This window comes from Gimesia panareensis (assembly GCF_007748155.1).
In the GTDB taxonomy this organism is placed as follows: Bacteria; Planctomycetota; Planctomycetia; order Planctomycetales; family Planctomycetaceae; genus Gimesia; species Gimesia panareensis.
The window spans coordinates 5,840,108-5,859,828 of the sequence record NZ_CP037421.1 but is presented as its reverse complement, the minus strand read 5'-3'; the positions used below and the strand labels follow the sequence as shown (position 1 = coordinate 5,859,828).

Here is a 19,721-nt window from a genome sequence, read left to right as displayed (position 1 = left end):
AACAAACTAAAAGCACAGAGCCGCGGTGATTTATGGTGTCGCGGCTCGCCCCCATAGCGATTTCGGAGTTCTTTAACATGTCGACAACTGCAGCCAGTTTGAAAGCCTTACATCATCTTTACCTGAGGTTGCATGATGTGAATCTGAAGTTGGAGCAGGGCCCCAAGCGAATTAAGTTAAAAGAACAGTTCGCTTTACAGCAGGAAGACAAACTCAAGGCTGTGCAGGAGCAGATCACTCAGTTAAAGAAACAGGTCCAGCAGAAGAATCTCGATTTACAGTCCAATGAAGCGAAAATACTGGATTTAAAGGGTAAGTTGAATTCCGCGACATCTAATAAGGAATTTGACATCATCAAGGGTCAGATCGCAGCAGACCAGATGGCCAACAGTGTTCTGGAAGATGAAATTCTGGAACTGATGGACAAAATCGATGCGAAAGAGGGTGAGGCGAAATCCTGGGAAGAGAAGATCAAAGCAGCTCATGATGAGGCGAAAAAAGCCGAACAGGAGTTTGAATCTGTTAAAGATGCTTTAGATGAAGAGATTGCGGAGTGTAACTCAGCAATCGCCGACGCGGAACAGATTATTCCTGCCGATCTCAAGGTGCAGTTTGAACGACTTGTTCGCTCGCATGGAGCAGGTGCCCTGGCAAATGTTGCCGGGAAATTTTGTTCTGCCTGCAATGTGATGATTGAACCTCAGCGTCGTGTTGAGCTCAATTCCGGTCGACTGGTTTTCTGTAAATCATGTGGTCGCCTGTTATATCAGGACGAAGCGTCTGAATAATTTTACAGGTTGCGGGCTGCTTTCGTTGCATCGCAATAAAGACCTGTGATGTCAAACCGAGCCCCATCTTATTTACTCAGGGGGCTTTACCTGTTTCCCCAGCAGGGCCAGCACTCCCAGTCCATAGAAGGTGTATTCCACATCCGCCTGTTCATCCCAACTGGCCCCGCGGAAACCACCAGTGGGAAATTCGAGCCAGCCCTGCATGAATTTCAGCACCTGATTTCGGTCGATGAGGTCCTGTAGATCCAGATCCTGTGCGGTCAGCAGGCCTGTAAATGTTGAAAGTCCGTCAGCAAACGGGATACGCGTATTGGCCTGAAACCCTCCCTCTGCGCTTTTGACCTGATTCAAAAAATCCCGGACATCTGCTTTCAAATCATCGTCCATCGCGTCCAGAATCAGCAGCGTAGCGACGGCAGCGGCTGTGGGATTGGTTCCACTGCGTTTCATCGGGGCAATTTCGACAAATCCTCCATCATCGCGCTGCATATCATACAGGAATTGAATCAGCCGGTTCGGAGCGGGAACCTCCTGTCCGATTAACTGATAAATCAGCACGATCAGGAAACTGTGGTAAGTGCTTCCCAGGGCACCCTGTTCTGATTTGGCATAGCCGCCGTCCTGCGTTCTGAGTGTTTCCAGCCTTTCAGAAACCCGGACATTCCAGTTTTCAGGGGCAGAGTTCAGCAGATCCTCACCACCGGAAGCCTGGACGATGAGTGCGCAATACAACCAGCTCAAAAGATCAATGGTAGACAGTGTTTCCAGCGAAAAGTCCCTGAGATAACCACTGATAGACTCGGCTTCATCTGGTTCTAATCCCCCTAAAATTCCCAGGCTGCGGACAGCGAAGCCGGAATAGTAAAGATCCGAACCGCCTTCTCTTCCGGAAAAGCCACCATCTGGCTGCTGCCGGGAGCGTATAAATGTGCGGTGTTTTTCCAGATCGGAAGTGGAATACTGTTCCAGGCCTTCTGCCAGGCGCAGAGCCAGATGAACTAAATAGGGTTGCTGATTCATGGATAAGATCGTGTTTTCCAACTAGGTGGGGGGGAGTGAGAGGGGAAACGGGACACTATATTTTCTCGACTATTTTGAAAATTGTCAAAAAATTCTGATGCGAAAGGTCAAATTCGTCTTTCGTCGATTTTGGATTTGGAATATGTTCCCGCCCAACATCTCTTATACTCAAAGAATCACTCTCTCTCTGGACTGTGAATCCCCGGCCAGTTCTGGCTGATTGACAGTTCAAAAAAAGGAGCAGCCTGATCAAAAGACTGCCCCAAGATTCTTCCGAGTTACATTTCACATTAAAAACAACCTGAAAACTTATCAAATACCAATAACATGATTCCGGTAAAAAGCAGTTTTTTTCCGGCTCATGTCACAACAAATCCTTTTGAAGTTGGATCAGTTTCTCTCCGGAGAAACCGTAATCATCAACAACCATCTCTCATGGTGATTACTGACTGGTCTGACTGAACCACTCCCTGATTTACAATTGATTTTGACCACGTTCAATGACAGGTGTCACCCGTCTGGCAGTCAGTATTTTGCCGAGGGGATTTCGTCTGTGATTGAGTGCAGATATGTAGCGTAGATACGACTTGACTCATTGAGTCTGAGGAGTTTTCTCCCCGGTCTCATTCCCGAATTCAGAAGATTACTTGTTGAGATAATCTCATGGATTTTCCTGAAAAAATTGTCATAGAACCAGATACTTTCATGACAGATCAAAATACAACAGAGCGGGACCCAAACGCCAAAATGCACTCAGCGTGCTTTGCCGAGGTAATACAGATGCCTGTGTCGACATCAAGCTATTCTGGACGATTTATGAAAATTGCATTCCGCCTGATTGCGGGCGCTATCGTGCTGGCAATCTCCGCCATGTCGGGAACGGTACTGGCAGATGAAGAAGGTGATTTTACAACAATCATTGCAGACGGGAGCGAAGTGGATGATACACTTGATGGGATTTCATCAGTCGTCCCTGGTAATGGCATGGGAACCTTATTCCGCGTCGGTCATCAAGCTGGTCAAACCGTTGGTTTAAATGAATCGATCACACACCTGGAAGCGATGCCTTACCTGTTCACACATACCAAAAATCCGGATGACGCAGGAATGCTCTTCGGTAACTTCAGACTCTTCCGGACCAACCGTGGTAACCTGGGTGGAACCGGTGGTATTGCTTATCGATTCTACAATTATGACACCGACCGGATCTTTGGTTTCGGTTTCTATTACGATCGGGATGACTCAACCAACAAAGTCTTCCAGCAGTCAGCCTTGAACGTTGAAACAATGGGGCGCTACTGGGATGCGAATGCCAACTTCTATGTGCCGTTCGGAAATCGCCAGCAACAGCTCGACCTGCAGTTCAACAACGGCAGTCAGCGTTTTTCCGGTTTCAACATCCTCTACGATCAGACCCGTACCATCGGAACCGCCATGCGTGGTTTTGATACCGAAATCGGTGTCCCGGTCTGGGGACAACTGGCACAAAAGTTTGAGACACGCGTTTATGCAGGTACCTATAATTTCCAGGCCAGTGGTATCCCGCAGGTCTGGGGCTGGCGTGGGCGTTTACAGGCCGAACCGTTGCCGAACGTGCTTGCAGAATTGACTGTCACCAATGACGACACATTCAAAACCAATGTGTTTTTCAACATTACCTGGACCTTCGCCGGTAAACCTGAGTGGAACAAGATGGAAAAATCCACGCAGATGTACCGCATGGCTGAGCGGGTACGCAGGAATTACAACGTGGTTATCGATCAGAGTAAAGTTGTGGATTCAGGACTGGTTGCCATCAATCCGGCTACAGGCAGCCCCTGGACCGTCTCGCACGTTGATTCACAGGCAGGTCCGGGAGGCATCGGTAGCGTACTGGATCCTTATCAGACGATCCCCGACGCGCAGGCTGGTCCTGACAGAGACATTATCTTTACTCATGCCGGCAGTGAATACAATAACGTAGCGCCGATCACACTGGTCTCGGGAGATCGGATCCTGGGTGAAGGTCAGAGTGTGAATCACTATATCGATATCCAGGGCTTTGGCTCGAAACTGCTGCCGCATTCACCTCTCTATGGCAGTCCGCTCAGGCCAAACAGCCTTCTGCGTCCTACCTTTAACGACTCGGTGGGCGATGGAGTCGTGCTGGCTTCTCAAAGTGAATTTTCCGGTTTTATCCTGAACAATCCTACCGGACGAGGTGTGTCCGGGATCGGTGTCTCAGATGTCATTGTCAATTATGTTGATGTCAATGATGCCACCGGAGAGGGCATTTACTTGAGCAGTACGACTGGCAGCCTGTCATTCGATACGACCAATGTCACCAACTCCACAGGGGATGCTTTTGTCGTAGACGGAGGCGATCCGCAAATCAGGTATCAATCTGGTACGATTACCAATACCGGAGCCGGTTATGGTGTTCTGATTCAGAATACGACGGGTGGTTCGGTTAACATGACCAGTTCTACGGTGGTCGACACGAGCAGCCAGGGGATTTTGCTCAGCAGTATCGGTGGTGGGGCGGTTCTGGATAATGTCTCTATTACCGGGAGCACTCAAGAAGGCATTTATGTCACCGGCGGATCTGCCAATGCGATCATTACCGTCAGAAATACGGTTCAACCCTCGACAGTCATTGATTCAGCGACAAATTCCAGTATATACGTAGAAAACTTTCCCGGGACATTCGAAGTTGATGGACTCACCATCCAGAACCGGAACAGCACTGGTATTCTGGTCGAGAATCTGACAGGCAGAATGAATATCATCGGGAATACGACAATCAGTAATGGTGTTTCTCCGGGAACCCATGCGATCGATGTCAATAACTCCTCAGGTGTGATCTCATTCAGTGGAGACCTGGGAATTTCCGGGAGTGCAGCACAGGGGATCTCATTTGATAACGGTGGGAACACCGGTGTCTTCAATGTGGATGGAACGACGACTATCTCCGGGACCACAAATGAAGCATTTATTGTACTGAATGACAGTCCGCTGGTCACACTGGGAAATGCGGTTCTTTCTAATAACAGTACAACCAGTTCAGTATTGTATATTGATAATGCCGGACAGGGTGGAACAGCCGGCCAGGTTACCTTTGCGAACGTCACCGTCGGAGGGACCACTGGATCCACAGTGCCTACTGTGCATGTACTGAATAATACGCCGATCATCGGTTTTGGTTCACTGACGGTGTCAGCGAACAGTGCTGCGTTTCCCGTCGTGGCTCCCGCTGTGTATGTCCAGGACAACGTTGGAAATATTAACCTGGGCGATTTGAATCTGACTACGATTAACAACCTGGCCTTCATTGCTGATAACAATTCAGGGACGATCAGTTCGACCGGCGGTATCATTGATGTGACAAACGCCGCGGCCATTGATATTCAGGATTCCAGCCTCTCGATGAACCTGACTTCGGTGACGGCAGGCCCGACCACTGGACCAGACCTGAATATTACTGACGGCTTCTTCCTGAACAGTGCCGGCATCCGTCTGGTACGCACACCCGGATTGTTCTCGATTGAAGGTGACGGCGTTACGATTGACTCCGGAGGAACGATTACGGGAGCAACACACGGTGTCTGGTTGAACGATATTGGTCGTGTGAATCTCAACGGTCTCGAAATTCAGGCCCCGACGGTATCAGGTATCGAATGGCATGAAACGACGGTGGATGATGGTCCACGTGTGAACCTGGATCTGGTTCGAGTGCAGGACTCACTCGGTGATGGTATCCGGATTATCAATGGTCGTACCTTCCAGATGACTAATTCCGAGTTGCTGGACAATGGTACGGACACGACAGAACATTCCATTGAATACACGGCAAATCTTGAGTTGAATGACACCACAGATGACAGTTTCACTATCACACTGCAGAACAACATTATTACCGACGACAGTGCTGATGCAGTCCGGATCCAGACAGCTGGAACTCTGATGGATGATTCCGTGCTCAACGTCCTGCTGGAAGGTAACACCATCACGAACACCGCTTCCAATACTGCTGGTCTGTCAGTCATCTGGGAAGGACCACAGAATATCACTGTGTCAAACGGAAATATCTTTGCTGCGAATGGAACCGGCGTCACGAATAACCAGGGGATCAACATCGATGCCACCAGTACGGATCTGGCGGATCTCTTAACGTTGCAGGTCTTTAATAACAATGAGTTTATTCTGGCCGGGGCAGACAGTGAGGGGATTCAGATTCAGACGGAAGGTCCTTCCAATATCCTGATCTCAAATAACTTTGGGAATGGATTCCAGATGTCCGGTGATACCTCGTATGGTATCCGGTTCCTGGATCTGGCAGCGAACTCCAATGTGCAGATTGACACCAACATTATCAATATGTCTGCCGTCAGCAGCACAGCGATCAACTTTGATCTGGTCGATGCCACGAACTCTTCCGTTACGATTGATAACAACAATATCAGCCTGTTCGCTGGCAGTATCTTAACGACCGAAAATGCCATCCGATTCAACACCATGACCAATGGGCCTCTGCAAATCGGATCAGGGATCGACAACCCTGTGACGATCAACGGAAACCTGGGGAGTATTTTCCTGTTCCGTGCTGGTGGGGGTACATTCAATGGACAAATCAGAGTGGACGGCCAGCTGTTTCCCTGATCCAGTTTAAATGTCTTGTTTAATTAACACGCTGGTGTGTTTTGATCCAAATATTTCAAGGTTTTAATTGATGAGTCGCACATCCTGGAAGGTAATGATGATTACTCCATTCAGACTGAGTGCACTGCTGGTGCTGCTGTGTTCGACCGTAATTCCGGTGGTCAATTGCCCGGTAGCAACTGCTCAAGATGGCACTGCAGAATACGTCATGCATGGTGATGCCGAGATGGTGGATCAGGAAATGATTCAGAACCCGGGGATGTTTTCCGGGGTCTCGACTTATTCCCGTTCTCTGGTTCGTCAGTTACCCGTGGATCGCGGCTGGGCGTATGATTCACCGATCGATAAACAGATCGGCAATATGTTTCGTTCCTCTAAACTCAAGCTGGAATATCTCCACTGGTCCTTGAAGGGACCAGATGATGTGCTGCTGGGTACGCCGATCCTGGGAGTTGCGGATTCTACACAGCCGACGACCGTTTTTGACAGAGAGGCTGGGATTTCCCGAGGGACCGGGGTTCAACTGGATTACAATGATCAATCAATGGATACGAACGGTATGCGAGGTTCACTGGAGTTTCCCCTGCCGGAAGGAACTCTGGAATGGAATGTCTGGGGGATTTTCAGAAACAAATCAATCCGCCCGACAGACGATATTTATGCCACGCAGTCCAATTCCATCCCTGATGATGATCTGGTGGTAGTGACCAACTTTAAAATCAACGGTGCCCCGGCCTCGAATACGAATGTGTATGACACCAGCTATTCCGTAACGATGAATACCGAAATGGTGGGAACAGGGGTGAACTACATTCTGGATTCCTATCTGCCTGGTGACGGGTTTCGGATGCAGCCCTTGTTCGGGTTTCGTTATATCAATTTCAATGAATCACTGAACCAGGTTGGTGTAGATTCCGGCGTGGCTTTAATCACAGATCCGCGAACGACGACCATCTATTCGAAATCAGAAAACCGGGTGTTCGGTCCCAGCATTGGTGCCCGGACAGAATTCAGACAGAAGTGGTTTACAATTGGTGCTGAGCCGAAATTTACTTTCGGGTTTAATCGGAATACCAATCAGGTTGCCACCGACCAGTTATTTACAGCCACCGATCCCCGGATTGTGACCGTTGATAAAAATAACGAGTTTTCACCGATCTTTCAGTTGTCCCTTTATGCGAAAGTGAACGTGAACGAGCACTTTCGATGTTTCGTGGGATACGATTACCTGTTTATCGGTCAGATCTCACGAGCCTTCAATATAATTGATTACAATGAAAATCGTGATGCAGCAAATCCTGCTGTCGGCACGCGCGTCCAGGATAACAGCAGCAAGTTCTCTGCTGACGGGATCACAGCCGGTATTGAGCTGATCTGGTAATCAGTTTTTCCGGACAACCGTGGCACTGGTATGTCGTTTTTCGGGTTTGCGAATCTGATAGTCTGAGCTTTCAGCGAAAGAGTCATAGATTCGATTTGCCTGATCTGCATGCAGTTGATTCGCATGAGCGTGCAGTAAGAAGCGAAACGTGAGCGGCGACTTTCGCGTTGTCTCCAGCGGGCCATGCATGCAAGGCGAGGCCCCCATCCAGCCATCTTCCCTGACGTGCCAGCAGACTGGTTTTTCCATACCTGCTACCGGATTTGAGGGATGGTAGAAATAAGTGATGCCTTCAGTAACTTCCGGTGTGACCGGTCCGGAATAGTCCATCCACTCCGCTGGTTTGCCAAAGATATTCTTTTCCCCCACCTGTCCGTTACTGTTAGTGATGGTACCTGCGCCAAAGTAGCTCGAAATGGAACGGGCAACCCGTACCGCCAGAAAGCCGAAATTCGTTTTCTGGAATTCGAGGGAAGAGGCCGTGGGGTGAAAGGTGGTCTGTAGCTCGAGAAACAGCTCATCAGCGTCATTGGTTCTGACAGCGGCAATCAGTTCCTGTCTGAGCAGAGGGGCGGGGTCATGGCCATCGATCCAGTCCAATTCGACAGCCAGGATTGCTTCGGCGTCTCTTTCGTCGATGGAAATCCAGCGCTTCTGCAGGATTTGAGCCCCCGTATTTTCGGCCCAGAAGTTGATCCCCATGACCTGATGGTGGGCGAACCAGATTGAGCGATGGTGGTCATGATTCGGCGCTCCCGGATGCCCGATCCGGGTCAGCGGAACGCCTGCCGGTCCCGTAAACGGATAGAAGAAGGGACGTGAATATTCAGGAGAGTGATGCCAGCGCAGCCGCTCTTTTCCTTTGACGCGAAACGAGAATTGAAAGTCCGGGAGCGGAACGATCTGACAGTCTGGAAACAGCTGGCTCATGCCTGAGATCCCGTTAGCTAAGTCGAGGTTTCAAGTGGAATGCACTGCTTCCAGCATAGGTGCTGACACAGGCAGTGTAAAGCAGAACGCACCTCAGAAGGAGCTCAGCTCATGGGCCAGACAAACGTCAACAACACGGTTGTCGCCAGACTGGTGCACCCCAGTACGATCAGCAGCGGAGTCCAGGATTTGAGGGCTTCTTCTTCAGTGAGCCCGCTCATCTTGCAGAAAATCCAGAAGCCACTGTCATTCATCCAGGAACCGATCAGCGACCCTGCACCGATGGCCGTGGCCAGGTAGACCGGGTCAAAACCGAGCATTTCGGAATTGACGTTCATCGTAGCCAGCATGGCAGATGTCGTGATCATGGCGACGGTACTGGAACCCTGGGCGATTTTGAGCAGGGCTGCAATTCCGAAGCCGAGAAACAGAAAGCTGAGTCCGGCGACCTTCGTTTCTTCGGTGCTGAACATCCCCTGGATGGCAGGTCCGATCTGGGCCACCGTCAGCATTTTACCGAAGGCGCCTCCCCCCGCGGTGATCAGGATGATCACGCCACCACTCATCAGTGCTTCTTCCACCGAGGCACCCAGTTTGAGCAGGGTCAGGTTACGTTGTTTAAACAGAATGATCATGGAAATGGCAGTGGCGACCAGCAGTGCGAAGTTGGCATCACCAATGATCGAAGTAAAGGGGCTGATTTTGGTAAGCACACCCTGCGGCCCGACGCCCCCTTTCAGCATCGAATTGACGAGCGTGTTGGCCGTAATCATCAAGACAGGCAGGACGATGGGGCAGAGTGAGACAAACAGGGAGGGGAGTTCATCTTCCTTGAGAGGATCAGGCTCTGTATGTTCGGCGACTTCCCGCATCGGGATATCCATCATCCTGTTAGCGAACATGCTGTATAAGATACCCACCAGCGCGGCTGGAAAAGCGACCAGGGCGCCAACGAAGATCATCTTTCCCAGGTCAACACCCAGGTTAGCCGCCATCGACAGCGGTCCGGGAGTCGGGGGGACCAGTGTATGTGTGATCGCACCTCCGGCGGCGATCGCCATCACGTACATCAGATAATTGCGTTTGGTACTGCGATAGAGAGAGCGGGCCAGGGGGATCAGCAGATAAAACACCGTATCAAAAAAGACGGGCACCGCCAGCACAAAGCCACTCCCCATCAGCGCAAACGAGGCGTTCTTTTCTCCCAGCACCCTGAGAAAGGTGCGCACGATCCTGTCCGCGGCCCCACTATCCATCATACACTTACCGATGATCGCAGCGAGCGCAATCACGATCCCGATTCCGGAGACCGAGTCACCAAAGGCGATCGCGACCCGTTGCATGCGGTTAACACCATCTGTAGATTCTGGTGCCAACAGGCTGACGACCATGGCGGCAGTGATCAAAGCCAGAAATGCATTGATCCGGAGAAAGATAATCATCCCGATCACAATCGAGATACCGATCGCCAGAATGACGAATGGGTTCTCCAGGTTGACACGGATCGCTGATAGGATCAATGGACAGTTTTCCAACATAAGCGCTTCTCCGGGAAAATCTTAGGCGAATATCGTGAGTGTTAATGAGCATTACAAAGATTGCCTCATGACGCAACCCAGTACCTGTGAGAAAAAGCGCAGGCGTATTTAGTGAAAGAGGTTAAGAAATAGGTTGCTTTCACTGAACTGATTCTTTCAGGTAGGATGTGATCTCTGGCGTTTCTACCGGTGTACTACTGAAAAGGAAGGTCTACCATGATTATGCTCTCCCGATCTCGACTACTGAAAAGTCTGATTCTACTTTGCTTCCTGGCAGGGGGAACGATATCACTACGAGAATTGCAGGCAGACGTTTCCGTGGCTGAGGCGAAACAGGCAATGCGGAAGGCGACGGATTTCTTTACCACTCAGGTTGCAGCAGAAGGGGGCTATCTCTGGCGCTACAGCCGGGATTTGAAGTACCGGGAAGGGGAAGAACTCGCTACGGATTCGATGATCTGGTTGCAACCCCCGGGAACTCCCACGGTAGGAGAAGCGTATCTGAGTGCCTATCAGAAAACCGGGGAGCCTTATTTATTGAAAGCCGCTCAAGCGACAGCAAATGCACTCATTAATAGCCAATTGAAGTCGGGGGGCTGGGCTGATTCCGTCGATTTTTCGAAGCGTTCCCAATCCCAGTTTCGCGTCGACGGAGGCGGTCCCTCTGCGCGAAATATCACCACATTTGATGACAATAAATCTCAATCTGCCGTCCATTTCCTGATTCAACTTGATCAGGAGCTCAAATTCAAAGATCAGCGGCTGCATGAAGCGACCCTGTACGCTTTGGATTCCTTTATCAAAGCACAGTTTCCGAACGGAGGCTGGCCCCAGCGGTACGACCATTTTCCTGATCCGAAAGAGTATCCCGTACTGAAAGCCAACTATCCGGATCACTGGTCACGTACCTTTCCCAAGCAGAAATACACAGGCTATTACACTTTCAACGACAATACGATCCAGGATCTGGTGAACGTGATGTTTCTGGCATATCACGTCTACCAGGATCCCCGGTATCGGGATTCCGCTTTGAAAGCAGGCGACTTTATTATTCTGGCACAGATGCCGGAACCCCAGCCTGCCTGGGCGCAGCAGTACAATCTGAAGATGCAGCCGGCCTGGGCCCGTAAATTTGAGCCACCTGCAGTCACGGGAGGCGAGTCGCAGGGCGTCATCAAAACATTGCTGCAGATTTACATTTATACCGGAGAAAAGAAGTATCTGGCCCCGATTCCTAAAGCACTGGCTTATTTGAAAAAGTCAGAACTGCCGGGAGGCAAACTGGCTCGATTTTATGAGTTGAAAACGAATCGGCCTTTATACTTTACAAAAAAATATGAGCTGACTTACAAAGATGACGACATGCCGACGCATTATGGTTTCATCGTCAGCTCCAAAGTGGATTCACTGCAACGTCAGTATGAAAAGTTACTCAAAGCCTCTCCGGAAAAACTGGCTTCGATGCAATTTCCCCAGCGTCGGGTCCGGTTGACACCCGCATTGAAGGCGCGGGCGCAGTCAGTTGTAAACGCGCTGAATGAACAGGGTGCCTGGCTGACGCAGGGCGAAATCCGCAGCGCAAATCTCAAAAACGTACCTGTTATTGAAACGAGAGTGTTCGCGAAAAATCTGGAGACGCTGGCTGATTTCGTTGCCGCCAGTCAATCAGACTGAATCAGGCAGACTGAATCAGGCATGTTCCGCAATGATCTGCATCCGTTCCAGTCCCACCTGGGCGACCTGGAGCGGGTCCTGTTGCCAGAGATCATCCCGGAACAGCTCGAGTGACAGCCAGCCGTCATATCCGATCTGTTTCAGCAGGCGGCAGTAATGGACGAGGTCCAGGTGCCCGTCGCCAGGCAGAACCCGATCCGGATCCATTTGTGTTTCCCGGGGGATCGTGTCGACGGCGTCGTTGAAGTGAGAAATCGCGATCTGTTCCGGTTTGAGTTGCGCAATGGTATCCATGGAGCCGCCGCCACGGAAGACGTGAAACGGATCGAGCACGAGAGTCGCCTGCGGATGTCCTGATTTTTCCACGACCTGCAGGGCATCTTCGATCGTTGTGACGTCTTCGACAAAGCCGAGAAATTCCACAGCGGGTTTGGCGCCTGCTTCGATGCCCGCTTCGAGCAACTCGCGATAGCGTGTCGCACCCAGATCATAGTCTGGATTTTTGTCGCGATGCGGGCAGGCAATGACATATTCTGCGCCGAGTTTTGCCGCCAGTTTGATGCGATCCAGGCAGGTCTGAAAAACCTGGGGATATTCTTCCGGTGTGGCTGACCACCAGTCGCGTAACATGATCATCGTAGGGACCGCCAGCCCGGAATCCTGAATCGCCTGGGAGATGGTCTCGAGTTCACCCCCCGCGGCGAGGAATTGCTCCACCTCATCAAACCAGAGCTCAATTCCGGCATATCCTGCTTCGGCTGTGACGCGGATTTTATCGAGTAACGGTGTGGTACGAATCGTACTGGCGTTCAGGCTGTAGCGGAAAGGGCTCATGCAGATGATCCTCAGTCAGAAAAACAGGGAGAATTGATTATCGATTCGGCTGGTGTGTCACGTAGGAAGTAATGCCAGCTGAATTTCGTAACAGACGTCTACACCGCATTTTGCAATAATCGCGCATGAGGATCAACTCAGGGCGGAGAAACAAAAGCATCCTCGACGTGGGGGGCAAAATCGGTCACAATAAAAACAGGTTTTTCATACTGCAATGGTCTCCCTCAAGTAAAGTGTCCCGTTCATCCGGTTGAAAGTCGGCTTTCATGCAAGCGTCGCGATTAAATTTGAAGCTGGTCCACCCGCTCTGGGTCTGTCTCGTACTGACCGGATGTGGAACAGAAACAAGATCGCCAGAGGCACCTGTTGAGTCGGAGGTCGTTGTGACCAGTAAGTCTGATGCCGTTCCTGAGGAATCGGATCAGCAGAAACAGACTCAGGCCGTACAGAGTGAAGCGAAAACAGCAGAACAGGATCCCGCGCAGAGCGTTGCCCCTGCTGAGCCAAAGTCTGTTCCCCCGATGCAGAAAGAGAAGCAGAAAGTTTATCGCCCCAGCGATGAGCGTCCTGATCACAACAATCAGCGGCTGTCCCTGCTGGGAATTGAGTGTTATGAATCGCCGCGTCTGAAACTTTATACGGACATTGATCCAAAACTGGCGCAAAAACTGCCTGCTGTCATCGAACAGTTCTACCCGGCACTGGAGAACTATTTTGGTCCCCTGCCTCCCAATCGTGAAGGGACGGAATTCCAGGTGACCGGCTATATCATGCAGGACCGGGAACGTTTTGAGAAAGCCGGTGTGATTCCGGGGTTGCTGGCTCGGATTATCAACGGGCGTCATCAGGGCGCTCAGTTCTGGATGGAATCTCAAACTGAGGAATATTATCTCAGGCATCTGATGCTGCATGAATACACGCACTGTTACAGCATGATCATGAAAAATATTGGTGCACCGGTCTGGTACCTGGAAGGAATCGCCGAATCGATGGCGACGCACCGCATCGGGGCAGACGGCAAGTTTCAGTTTAACGTGATGCCCCATAATAAAAATGATTTCGCCGGGCTGGGCAGAATCTCGCTGATTCAGGAAGCGGTCCAGAATGCGCCTCCCCCAACCATGCTGGATGTCATGCAATTGACTCCTGACGATTTCGCGAAAGATGACGCGGCAACATACTCGTGGTCCTGGGCATTGTGCCAGTTTTTCGACAAGCATCCCCGCTATCAGGCTGCGTTTCGCGAACTGGCTCATCACATGCAGGGGGCCGCGTTCTCAGAGAAAATCAAACAAGTTGTTGGCCCCGATCCGGTTGAAGTGAATGATGCCTGGCTGCTGTTCGCCCGCAATCTCCAGCCAGGCTACGACTCAAAACGCGCGATGATTTCCTTTATAAGGGGGCAGGACCTGGAGCGGGACTCTTCAAAGACAGAGATCATTGATGCGTATCGCGGCTGGCAATCGAGTGGGGTGCATGTGACCCGTGGAGAGACATACAAAGTATCTGCAACTGGAATGTTTACACTCGCACAACAGCCCAAACCCTGGAAGAGTACGGCTGACGGGATTTCGTTTCAGTATTTCAACGGACAGCCTCTGGGACGCCTGCTGATGATGATTCGACCGGATCCGGACAATGCGTCTCGAATGAAGACGCTCCTGCATGAGTACCCACAGGGGGCAGAGGCGGTCTGGATGGCCCCCGCTTCGGGGACCGTTTATTTTCGGTTAAACGATGCCTGGAACTCCCTCAATAATAATGAGGGGGCGGTCCAGGTCACAGTGACGAGAAATCCGCAGGTCACAGGGAACACCCCAGAAAAGTAGTGTAATCTTGCGACTTCCCTGATGCCGGGGTATGCTCAATATAAGTCGAGGTTGATGTATTCCCCGGTTGTATCAAAAACAGGAGCAGGCATGTCGGAAACAGGTTCGGAAATCACTACTTTGGAAGCAGAGTCAACACGCAGAACTTTTCTCAAGCAAACCTCGGCGACCATTCTGGCCGGTTCACTGCTGCAGCCGTTGGCGGGGCTTGCTGGGGAAGAGAAGACAGCTGGAAAGCAGGGCCGTATCAAAAAAGCGGTCAAGTACCAGATGATTACGGAAAAGATTCCGGTGATGGACAAGTTCAAGATGCTGAAGGATCTGGGCTTTGAGGGAACCGAGATTCATTATCGCACGAAAGTCGATCCCAAAGAGGTGCGCAAAGCCATTGATGCGACGGGAGTGCAGGTTCACGGATTTCTCAACAGCAGCCGGGATGAACTGAAAGACTCCATTGATCAGGTTAAATATTATGGGGGAACCAGCGTCCTGGTCGTCGCCGGTCGAGTCGACCAGAACAATCCTTATGATGTCGTCTATCAACAGCAGCAGGCGAAACTACGTAAGCATCTGCCTTATGCCGAGAAGCAGGGCATCAAACTGCTGGTCGAGAATGTGTGGAATAACTTCCTGTTGAGTCCCCTGGAGATGGCCCGCTTTATCGATGAGTTGGACAGCCCTGCGGCAGGTGTTTACTTCGATGTCGGGAATGTGGTTCGCTTTGGCTGGCCCGAGCAGTGGATTCGCATCCTGGGGCCGCGTATCGGCAAGCTGGATATCAAGGAATACAGCCGCCAGAAACAGAAGGATGAGGGGCTCTGGAAAGGTTTCCAGGTCGAGATTACTGAAGGGGACTGTAACTGGCCCGAAGTCCGTCAGGCGCTTAAAGATATCGGTTATACACAAGGCTGGGCGACGGCTGAGGTGAAGGGTGGCGACCGTCAGAGATTACAGGATATTTCGGAACGCATGGATCGTGCTCTTGATCTTGCCTGAGTCGGCGTTGATAATAAATAAAGATCGTTAAGTAGTAAACACTACTGGCGATTGTCCTCATATTTCCTACCTGATTTCGGATTCAATACACTTCGGTCTGCTGGATCCCGCGAACTCTATCTTTGCTGAAACACGAACGAAAGGTCTTTCTGATGCACGAAAATGCCTCCTCACAGCAGCCTGCTCAAGGTCGCCGTAATTTCATGAAGCAATCTCTGGCCACGCTGGCGACAACCGGGCTGGTTGTGAATCCCGCATTGACTTCAGGTGCCTTTGCTGCCAGCACCGAACTGATCAAAGTCGGTCTGGTTGGCTGTGGTGGTCGTGGAACGGGAGCGGCGGCCCAGACTCTGCGTGCAGATCCGAATGTGGAACTGGTGGCCCTGGCGGATGCGTTTGGTGATCAGCTGGAGCAAAGCTATCAGAACCTGAAGAAGACCGAAGTACAGGATCGTGTCAAAGTGGATGCCGATCATAAGTTTGTCGGTTTCAATGCTTATCAGAAACTGATTGATTCCGGTGTGGACCTGGTCCTGCTGGCAACGCCTCCTCACTTCCGTCCCCAGCATTTGAAAGCCTGTATCGATGCCGGGAAGCATGTCTTCTGTGAGAAGCCGGTTGCCGTCGATGGCCCCGGAATTCGTTCCGTACTGGAGACGACCAAAGAAGCCAAAAAGAAAAACCTGACCATCGTTTCCGGTCTGTGCTGGCGGTATGAAACCGGGATGCAGGAAATGGTGGATAAAATTCACAGCGGTGGTATCGGCGATATCATCTCGCTGCAGAGCATCCGTTACCTGGGCGGCGTGGCCAAAATGGCAAAACGCAAACCGGAATGGTCCGACATGGAATACCAGATGCGGAACTGGTATTACTACACCTGGCTGTCCGGCGATTTCAATACCGAACAGTTCGTGCATGAACTGGATAAACAGTCCTGGGTCATGGGCGAATATCCGGTGAAATGTTACAGTGTCGGCGGTCGTCAGACCCGTACTGCACCGGAGTACGGGCACATCTACGACCACTTCAGCACAGTCTACGAATATGCCAACGGAACCAAGTTCCTCGCATCCACCCGCCATCAGCAGGGTTGCAGTTCGATGTTTGTCGATACTGTTTCCGGGACAGAGGGGACCGCGACACTGATGAAGTATCAGATCGAGGGCAAGAATCCCTGGAAAGGGGCCCGCCGTCGCACGAACATGCATCAGCTGGAACATAACGCGATGTACAAAGCACTGCGGAATGGTGAAATCATCAACAACGGTGAGTACATGGCAAACAGTTCCATGATGGGGATCATTGCCCGCATGTCAGCCTATACTGGTAAGACCCTCACCTGGGAACAGGCGATGAATTCCAAAGAAGATCTGTCACCTGAGAAATACGATATGGCAATGTCATTGCCCGAACCCCCAGTGGCAATGCCCGGCGTGACACCGTTTGTCTAAATCTCCTGAACTTGAAAACTGAATGACGAAAAACAACCGGCGTGTGAGTTGCATTCCGGTTGTTTTTCTTTTGCTACCGGGAGTTTCTTTCGCATTGATTCACAACTGATTTTGACTGGAGGAAGTGATGAAGTCGCTCGCTCATTCGCTTTTACTACTGGGAATCTCTATCAGCACCATTCTGGTTCCCACTTTTCACCGGTTGACTGCTGCTGAGAAGCAGGCGTCTCCCCGCCTGACGCTTTCCCGTGAAAAGAACATGTTGTACATTCACGGCGATCATATTCCGGGGGGCAAGATTCCGATTAACTATCTGGAAGCTTATTGTCGCGCGAATTCGACAGACGCCGACTGGGGAAAGCATACGGTCGTTAAACATGAGACACAGACGATCGACCTGAATGCAGATCGGACGGTGCTCAAGCTGAAATGCACGGTCGCGGATGGGATCATCGTCGAGCACACGATCACGGCAAAATCAGATGAAGTTGATTTTCAACTGGTGGCTCACAATCCGACAAAACGCCGTTCGGAAGTGCACTGGGCGCAGCCTTGTATTCGAGTGGGAGAATTTGCCGGGTTGGGAGCCGATCAGACAGATGATAAGTACGCTTACATCAAAAAATCGTTCATTTTCCTGGACGGGAAGCCGGCGTTCATGCCGACCCGGAACTGGGCTACGACTGCCCGATACATTCCCGGGCAGGTCTGGTGTCCGGCGGATGTGCCCCGCACGGATGTCAATCCTCGTCCTTTAAACAGTGAAGTGCCCAGCAACGGCTTGATCGGCTGTTATAGCGGTGATAATCGCTGGATTTTCGCTACCGCCTTTGAGCCTTACCAGGAACTGTTTCAGGGGGTGATTCGCTGTCTGCACGCCGATTTCCGACTGGGGGGACTGCAACCGGGAGAAACGAAAACCATTCACGGCAAGATCTATATCGTTCCTGCGGATATGGAAGCACTGGTAAAACGGTACCAGCAGGATTTTCCGGAACAGGTTTCAAAGCGGTAAAAAATGCTCAGCGATTGACAGTCGTGATTTCGCTGACGCGTGTTTCCAGTTTGTCTGAGTCATTACTGGTGATGGTCACGTCGAATTCTCCATCACCGGAGCTGAGCGCTTTGACCTGAATGGTATAACGCAGGAATGCATCCGCCGGCAGCTCCTGTACGGGAGATACGACTAATGTATTCTGATTGACTTCCGGTCGCAGATTGAGTTTCTGATTCCCCTGATGAGCCTCGACAGAAACGACGCGGAACATGCGGGGGATTTTTGCGCGGAGCTGAATCCCTCGAGCTGGTTGCAGGCCGCGGTTTTCGATACTGACTTCATAAGTCGTCTCTTCACCACGGGCAATCGGGTCTTTGGTGTCGCGGACCTGTACGTCCAGCACACCCTGGGCGGGAGTGACTTTCAGGCAGGCTGAGGCCTGTTCATCGGGAAGTTCCGGACTGGTGACATTCACGCGCATGCAGGCATATTCGGCGGCCACTTCACAATCAAACTCGACCTGCAGTTGCACGCCCTCACCGACACGGATGGTGTCCAGCATCCATTTCAACTGGCCGGTTTCACGTTCCGAGCCGATAGACGCTTCGCGTGGAATCAGTGACGCATCATAAGAAACCGTCACTTTAACATTTTTCAGATCGACGTCATTCACATTCGAGAGTTTGATAATATATTCAGCGCGGCTGCCGATCGTCCTGGCGGAGGGGCCGATGACGGACAGCTCTAACTGCTTTTTGACATATTCGACGCAGACCGACTTCCAGACAAGTTCTTCACCCTCCGCCATCGCCCGGAAACGGCAGCAGTGATTTCCCAGGGTATCACTGTAGAGGGTCAGGTTGATTTCTTTGGACTCGCCTGGTTGCAGGGTGCCGAGACGTTGTCCGATTTTCTTCTCCCGTCTGCCGGGAAAGAGCAGGGCGGAATCGAACTCACATTCGAGGAGCACATTCCGGACAGACTGGTTGCTGGTATTTTTAATAATCAGATAAAAAGTGGCCCCACTGCCCAATTGCCGCTTGGGGATCACATCCACCGTCATCTCCAGGGGCCCCGCTTGAGCCGGTGGTGTCATCATCGGTCCTGAAGGTCGCTGTGGCGTTGTTTCAGGTTTGCCGCGTGTCTGGGGTTGGGGAGTCTCCAGTCGCGGACGCGATGGAATATCCTCAGGTAGATCGCGCGGCTGTGGAGGCTGATTGCGATCGATGGATTCCGGGACAGCAAACAGTTCTTTATCTGGCTGGGCGGGTTCTGTCTCTTTTTGTGGTATCGATTCCTGTGGTCCGACGCGTTGTGTCTCACGGGACTGTGGATTCGGGGAACCGGGTTTGGGACTGTTTAACGGTTGATTCTGTGGTGCCAGTGAGGGGGGATCGGTCAGTTTCCAGGATGAACGCTGGCTGGGCGCAAAGGCAGTGCACGCTGTGAGCGACAGTGTCAGCAGCAACAGCATTCCTGATGTCAGTTTCAATATTGGCCGATTCTCAATGCCCGGCATGAACAATCCTCTTACGCTCAAAGGAAACAGATTCCATTCAAAGTTTATCACGCAGACTTCAGTACAACAGGGAGAAAACAGGCAGTATTTTTAAATAGTAAGAGCGAGCATCTGCAGAGG

General features: G+C 51.2%; 13 protein-coding genes. 8 read left to right on the top strand and 5 right to left on the bottom strand.

The annotated features are described in order from the left end of the window. Positions 1-77 precede the first annotated feature (77 nt). Entirely contained in the window at positions 78-788 is a 711-nt protein-coding gene (locus Enr10x_RS21790) for a zinc ribbon domain-containing protein (protein WP_145451357.1), read from the top strand. Positions 789-860: 72 nt separating this feature from the next. Here Enr10x_RS21790 and Enr10x_RS21785 read toward each other — a convergent pair whose 3' ends face one another. Next, entirely contained in the window at positions 861-1,811 is a 951-nt protein-coding gene (locus Enr10x_RS21785; RefSeq protein ID WP_145451356.1) for a prenyltransferase/squalene oxidase repeat-containing protein, read from the bottom strand. An 816-nt stretch (positions 1,812-2,627) separates the two neighbouring features. Between Enr10x_RS21785 and Enr10x_RS21780 the strand changes: the two genes are divergently transcribed. Beyond that, a complete protein-coding gene (locus tag Enr10x_RS21780) occupies positions 2,628-6,449 on the top strand; it encodes a beta strand repeat-containing protein (protein ID WP_145451355.1) in 3,822 nt (1,273 codons plus the stop codon). Positions 6,450-6,519: 70 nt separating this feature from the next. Beyond that, complete coding sequence (locus tag Enr10x_RS21775; protein WP_145451354.1) at positions 6,520-7,830, top strand: BBP7 family outer membrane beta-barrel protein; 1,311 nt, start codon at positions 6,520-6,522, stop codon at positions 7,828-7,830. Here the strand turns inward: Enr10x_RS21775 and Enr10x_RS21770 are convergent, their stop codons facing one another. Both Enr10x_RS21770 and Enr10x_RS21765 read right to left on the bottom strand, forming a co-directional pair. Further along, entirely contained in the window at positions 7,831-8,760 is a 930-nt protein-coding gene (locus Enr10x_RS21770) for a DUF6807 domain-containing protein (RefSeq protein WP_145451353.1), read from the bottom strand. A gap of 104 nt (positions 8,761-8,864) precedes the next feature. Further along, positions 8,865-10,298: a GntP family permease gene (locus Enr10x_RS21765; RefSeq protein ID WP_145451352.1), complete on the bottom strand. Its 1,434-nt coding sequence runs from the start codon at positions 10,296-10,298 to the stop codon at positions 8,865-8,867. A 216-nt stretch (positions 10,299-10,514) separates the two neighbouring features. On the opposite strand from Enr10x_RS21765, the gene Enr10x_RS21760 reads away from it, so the two are divergent. Continuing rightward, entirely contained in the window at positions 10,515-11,972 is a 1,458-nt protein-coding gene (locus Enr10x_RS21760) for a pectate lyase (protein ID WP_145451351.1), read from the top strand. Between the two features lie 15 nt (positions 11,973-11,987). Here the strand turns inward: Enr10x_RS21760 and Enr10x_RS21755 are convergent, their stop codons facing one another. Then, on the bottom strand, positions 11,988-12,806 hold the full coding sequence (locus Enr10x_RS21755; RefSeq protein WP_145451350.1) for a sugar phosphate isomerase/epimerase family protein: 819 nt from the start codon (positions 12,804-12,806) through the stop codon (positions 11,988-11,990). Positions 12,807-13,189: 383 nt separating this feature from the next. Here Enr10x_RS21755 and Enr10x_RS21750 point away from each other — a divergent pair, with 383 nt between their 5' ends. From Enr10x_RS21750 to Enr10x_RS21735, 4 genes are all read left to right on the top strand, one after another. After that, on the top strand, positions 13,190-14,635 hold the full coding sequence (locus Enr10x_RS21750; protein ID WP_145451349.1) for a hypothetical protein: 1,446 nt from the start codon (positions 13,190-13,192) through the stop codon (positions 14,633-14,635). A gap of 90 nt (positions 14,636-14,725) precedes the next feature. Next, positions 14,726-15,631, top strand: a complete 906-nt coding sequence (locus tag Enr10x_RS21745; protein ID WP_145451348.1) for a sugar phosphate isomerase/epimerase family protein — start codon at positions 14,726-14,728, stop codon at positions 15,629-15,631. 152 nt (positions 15,632-15,783) lie between these two features. Next, a complete protein-coding gene (locus Enr10x_RS21740) occupies positions 15,784-17,085 on the top strand; it encodes a Gfo/Idh/MocA family protein (protein WP_145451347.1) in 1,302 nt (433 codons plus the stop codon). Between the two features lie 127 nt (positions 17,086-17,212). Further along, positions 17,213-18,100 (top strand): hypothetical protein, encoded by an 888-nt coding sequence (locus Enr10x_RS21735; protein ID WP_145451346.1) that lies wholly within the window; start codon positions 17,213-17,215, stop codon positions 18,098-18,100. A gap of 7 nt (positions 18,101-18,107) precedes the next feature. On the opposite strand, the gene Enr10x_RS21730 is transcribed toward Enr10x_RS21735, so the two are convergent. After that, positions 18,108-19,574 (bottom strand): COG1361 family protein, encoded by a 1,467-nt coding sequence (locus Enr10x_RS21730; RefSeq protein WP_145451345.1) that lies wholly within the window; start codon positions 19,572-19,574, stop codon positions 18,108-18,110. Between the last annotated feature and the right edge of the window lie 147 nt (positions 19,575-19,721).

Bases quoted from the DNA above. Each gene is read 5' to 3' on its own strand.
- Enr10x_RS21770 (WP_145451353.1), bottom strand. From the start codon at position 8,760: ATGAGCCAGCTGTTTCCAGACTGTCAGATCGTTCCGCTCCCGGACTTT.
- Enr10x_RS21740 (WP_145451347.1), top strand. From the start codon at position 15,784: ATGCACGAAAATGCCTCCTCACAGCAGCCTGCTCAAGGTCGCCGTAAT.
- Enr10x_RS21775 (WP_145451354.1), top strand. From the start codon at position 6,520: ATGAGTCGCACATCCTGGAAGGTAATGATGATTACTCCATTCAGACTG.
- Enr10x_RS21765 (WP_145451352.1), bottom strand. From the start codon at position 10,298: ATGTTGGAAAACTGTCCATTGATCCTATCAGCGATCCGTGTCAACCTG.
- Enr10x_RS21735 (WP_145451346.1), top strand. From the start codon at position 17,213: ATGAAGTCGCTCGCTCATTCGCTTTTACTACTGGGAATCTCTATCAGC.
- Enr10x_RS21780 (WP_145451355.1), top strand. From the start codon at position 2,628: ATGAAAATTGCATTCCGCCTGATTGCGGGCGCTATCGTGCTGGCAATC.
- Enr10x_RS21745 (WP_145451348.1), top strand. From the start codon at position 14,726: ATGTCGGAAACAGGTTCGGAAATCACTACTTTGGAAGCAGAGTCAACA.
- Enr10x_RS21790 (WP_145451357.1), top strand. From the start codon at position 78: ATGTCGACAACTGCAGCCAGTTTGAAAGCCTTACATCATCTTTACCTG.
- Enr10x_RS21785 (WP_145451356.1), bottom strand. From the start codon at position 1,811: ATGAATCAGCAACCCTATTTAGTTCATCTGGCTCTGCGCCTGGCAGAA.
- Enr10x_RS21755 (WP_145451350.1), bottom strand. From the start codon at position 12,806: ATGAGCCCTTTCCGCTACAGCCTGAACGCCAGTACGATTCGTACCACA.
- Enr10x_RS21760 (WP_145451351.1), top strand. From the start codon at position 10,515: ATGATTATGCTCTCCCGATCTCGACTACTGAAAAGTCTGATTCTACTT.